We start from the raw sequence: 3602 nt of genomic DNA, 5'->3' as shown, positions 1-3602 counted from the left end.
GCATCGAGGCGGACGAACTCACCGTCCACACCCCCGACCTCGACGACGTGTTCTTCGCCCTGACAGGCAACGACCAGCCGGCCGCCCAGCCCCACCAGTCCAAGGAGACAGTCCGATGAGCGCCCTCGCTGGGGATCTGGAGCGCGAGCGCCTCGTCGTCCCGGGTGACCTCCTGCAGAGCGGACGCCGCGGAGCGGTAGGCGGCCGGGTCGGTGAAGCGGAGGCGGACGTGCCCGCCCGGAATGAGGCGCTTGAGTTCGTCGGCGGTGCCTTCGGCGGCGATCTTTCCGTCGTTCAGTACGGCGATGCGGTCGGCGAGTTCGTCCGCCTCGTCCAGGTACTGGGTGGTGAGGAAGACGGTGACGCCGCTGGTGACGAGGGCGCGGATGATGCCCCACATGGTGTGGCGGGAGCGGGGGTCGAGGCCGGTGGTCGGCTCGTCGAGGAAGATGATCTGGGGGTTGCCGACCAGGGTCATGGCGATGTCGAGGCGGCGTTTCATGCCGCCGGAGTAGGTGGAGGCGGGCTTCTTCGCGGCGTCGGTCAGGTCGAAGCGTTCCAGCAGTTCGGCGGCGACCCGCCGTCCTTCCTGCTTGGACAGGTGGTGCAGGTCGGCCATGAGGAGCATGTTCTCCTCGCCGGTGATCAGGCCGTCGACGGCGGAGAACTGTCCGGTGACACCGATCGCCGCGCGCACCGCCTGCGGGTCGGTGGCCAGGTTGTGGCCGTCGACGTGCAGGTCGCCGGCGTCCGCGGTGACGAGGGTGGAGAGGATCTTCACCGCGGTGGTCTTGCCGGCGCCGTTCGGGCCGAGCAGCGCGAACACGGTGCCCGCGGGGATGCGCAGATCGATCCCGTCGAGGACGACCTTGTCCCCGTAGGACTTGCGCAGACCGTTCGCCGAGATGGTCGGGTTACTCATGACGGGTGCTCCTTCTACAGGCTGCGGGCGGAGATGTCGCCGTGGCTGGTCGTCGCGTGGATGGTGAGGCCGACGGCGCCGTCGCCGTTCCTGAGCGCGTTCTCGATCCGGCCGAAGGCGGTACCCGCGTCCAGGGAGGCGGAGACACCACGGGCGGCGCCGACGGAGATGTGGCCGTACTCGGTGCGCAGTTCGACCGTGCCGTGGACGGCCTCCGCGACGTGGATGTCGCCCTTCTGGACGCGGATCTCCGCGGGGCCGCCCAGCCGGCCGACCGAGACGTCGCCGGCGAGCAGCGTGAGGCGGGCGCTCGCGGTCTCGTCGAGCTTGACCGAGCCCTGTGCGCAGTCGAGGGCGACATCGCCGAGCCGTCCTACGCCCCGGAGCTCGACGTCGGCCGTCTTCGCCTCGACGCGGGAGCCGGCGGGCAGTTGGACGGTCACCTCGACGGCGCCGGAGTCGCCGACGAGCCGGTTCCTGGCCGGTGCGGACTCGATGCGCAGTACGCCGTCGGCGTACGCGACGGTGGTCTGTTCCGCGGCCTTCGTGTCGCGGCCCTTCGAGGCGTCCGCGGGCAGGATCTCGACCGTGGTGTCGGGCCGGTCGGCGGCGATCAACCGGACGCGTCCGGCGGGGATGTCCAGGATGGCGGAGACGGGGGCGGGGGTGTCGTACTTCTGCATGGTGCTTTCCTTTGACTCGTTGTTTCCGATGGCAGAAACGCTACGTTGCGTTCATCGATCGCACAACGATGTTGTTGCGTTGTAAAGTCATCGAGCCAGTTCAGAGGCGTGTTTTCGTTGCAATGGCCTCACGCCTAATGCAACACCCGTCCCCTCGTTCGTTGCAATGGATTGAACGCGAACGCTATGATCGGGGCGTCGGTACCCACGAGGAACCAAAAAGGAGGTTCGCGATGCCGGGAGGCAGGCTCACCCAGCAGGAGCGGCAGCAGATCGCGCTCGGGCTCGCGGACGGTCTTCCGTACGCGGAGATCGCCCGGCGCCTCGAGCGCCCGACGTCGACGGTCACCCGCGAGGTGATGCGCAACGGCGGTCCCACCGCGTACCGCGCCGACCTCGCGCACCGGGCCACCGAACGCCGCACGCACCAGCGCAGACAGCCCGTACCCGGGGGGCCGCAGACGCCTCCGCAGCCGCACGGCCGTGACGCCGAGGCGGTGCGCGCGTACGAGGAGGTGTTCACCACCGTCCTCATGCAGTCGGGTCTGTCCAACAAGATGATGTCCCGGGTGCTGGTCTGCCTCTACACCACCGACTCCGGCAGCCTCACCGCGGCGGAACTCGTCCGGCGCCTCCAGGTCAGTCCGGCGTCCATCTCCAAGGCGATCACGTTCCTCGAAGGCCAGGGCCTGGTTCGCCGGGAGCGCGACGAACGCCGGCGCGAGCGCTACATCGTCGATGACGACGTCTGGTACCAGTCGATGATGGCCAGCGCCCGGTCCACCGCCCAACTCGTCGAGACCGCACGGCAGGGCGTAGGCGTGCTGGGCCCCGGCACCCCGGCCGCCGCCCGTCTCGAGAGCATCGCCCGCTTCCTCGACTTCGTGAACGAAGGCATAACGCGCGCCGCGGAGCAGGCCCGCGAGGTCCTCTACACGAAACCCGGAACCGCCTCGGGTGGCGCCGTCGAACCGGAAGCGGACCGCCCGTAGGCCGGTCGGAGCTGTGCCCGGTCGATATGGCTCGACAGGCGGGTGGGACCGCTCTTATGATCGCAGGCGGACATCGCGTGTCGGTCACCGGCCGGGTGAGGCATGGAGGTGTCCGGGAGATGCCTTCGGAGGCATTCCACCTTGTCTGTCGAGTTGAATCACACGATCGTCCACGCCCGGTCCAACCGGGAATCCGCCGAGTTCCTGGCCCGTCTTCTGGATCTCGAAGTAGGCGCGGAGTGGGGGCCTTTCATTCCGGTCCTGCTCAGTAACGGCGTCACGCTGGACTTCGCCACCATTCCGTCCGAGTCGATCGCCCCGCAGCACTACGCGTTCCTCGTCGGGGACGCCGAGTTCGACGGCGCGCTGCGGCGTATTCAGGACGCGGGAATCACCTACTACGCCGATCCGCACCTCAAGAAGCCGGGCGAGATCAATTTCCATCACGGCGGGCGCGGGCTGTATTTCATGGATCCCGCAGGCCATGGAATGGAAATCATCACGCGCCCGTACGGAAGTCACGCGGTGACGCCCGCGGCATCGTAGGCCGCAGCCCCTCCCTCGGATCGCAGCCCCTTCCTCGGATCGCAGCCGTTCCCGCCGCCGTGGTGCGACGGTGCCGCCGCTTGTACCCAAGGGCTTGAGTAGTCATATTCTTGAGTATGATGAACGGTGGCCGATGCCACCGGGCGGAAGCCGGTGAAGAGAGGGAGGGGCTGCTTCGATGGCCTTGCGACATGCCGTGCTGGCGGCGCTGCTGGACGGCGAGTTCAGCGGGTACCAACTGGCGAAGGCGTTCGACGTCGGCGTGGCGAACTTCTGGCACGCCCTGCCCCAGCAGCTCTACACCGAGCTGGCCAGACTGGAGAAGGAAGGCCTGGTCGAGGGCCGGCAGGTGGTCCAGGAGACCCGGCCCAACAAACGTGTCTTCCAGGTCACCGACGCGGGCCGCGACGAGCTGGAGAAGTTCGCCGCGACCACGTCCAAGCCGTCGTTCATCCGCGA

At 68.2% G+C, this 3602-nt stretch carries 5 protein-coding genes; 3 read left to right on the top strand and 2 right to left on the bottom strand.

What is annotated here, in order from left to right:
• Both EAO72_RS40060 and EAO72_RS40055 read right to left on the bottom strand, forming a co-directional pair.
• On the bottom strand, positions 1 to 922 hold a 922-nt coding region (locus EAO72_RS40060), incomplete at its 3' end, for an ABC transporter ATP-binding protein (RefSeq protein WP_148022316.1).
• Between the two features lie 14 nt (positions 923 to 936).
• Positions 937 to 1605 carry a DUF4097 family beta strand repeat-containing protein gene (locus EAO72_RS40055; protein WP_148022315.1) on the bottom strand — a complete coding sequence of 223 codons (669 nt, stop codon included), beginning with the start codon at positions 1603 to 1605 and terminating at the stop codon, positions 937 to 939.
• 233 nt (positions 1606 to 1838) lie between these two features.
• Here EAO72_RS40055 and EAO72_RS40050 point away from each other — a divergent pair, with 233 nt between their 5' ends.
• From EAO72_RS40050 to EAO72_RS40040, 3 genes are all read left to right on the top strand, one after another.
• Positions 1839 to 2597 carry a helix-turn-helix domain-containing protein gene (locus EAO72_RS40050; RefSeq protein ID WP_148022314.1) on the top strand — a complete coding sequence of 253 codons (759 nt, stop codon included), beginning with the start codon at positions 1839 to 1841 and terminating at the stop codon, positions 2595 to 2597.
• Positions 2598 to 2738: 141 nt separating this feature from the next.
• Positions 2739 to 3143: a VOC family protein gene (locus tag EAO72_RS40045; protein ID WP_148022313.1), complete on the top strand. Its 405-nt coding sequence runs from the start codon at positions 2739 to 2741 to the stop codon at positions 3141 to 3143.
• A 178-nt stretch (positions 3144 to 3321) separates the two neighbouring features.
• The coding region (locus EAO72_RS40040; RefSeq protein WP_148022312.1) for a PadR family transcriptional regulator at positions 3322 to 3602 on the top strand (281 nt) is incomplete at its 3' end.

The sequence above is a fragment of the Streptomyces sp. OR43 genome (genome assembly GCF_008042275.1).
Lineage (GTDB): Bacteria > Actinomycetota > Actinomycetes > Streptomycetales > Streptomycetaceae > Streptomyces.
Note: the sequence above shows the minus strand (reverse complement) of the source record. Positions and strands in the feature narration are given on the sequence as shown.

Excerpts from the sequence above, each read along its gene's own strand:
- EAO72_RS40050 (WP_148022314.1), top strand. The coding sequence starts at position 1,839 with ATGCCGGGAGGCAGGCTCACCCAGCAGGAGCGGCAGCAGATCGCGCTC.
- EAO72_RS40055 (WP_148022315.1), bottom strand. The coding sequence starts at position 1,605 with ATGCAGAAGTACGACACCCCCGCCCCCGTCTCCGCCATCCTGGACATC.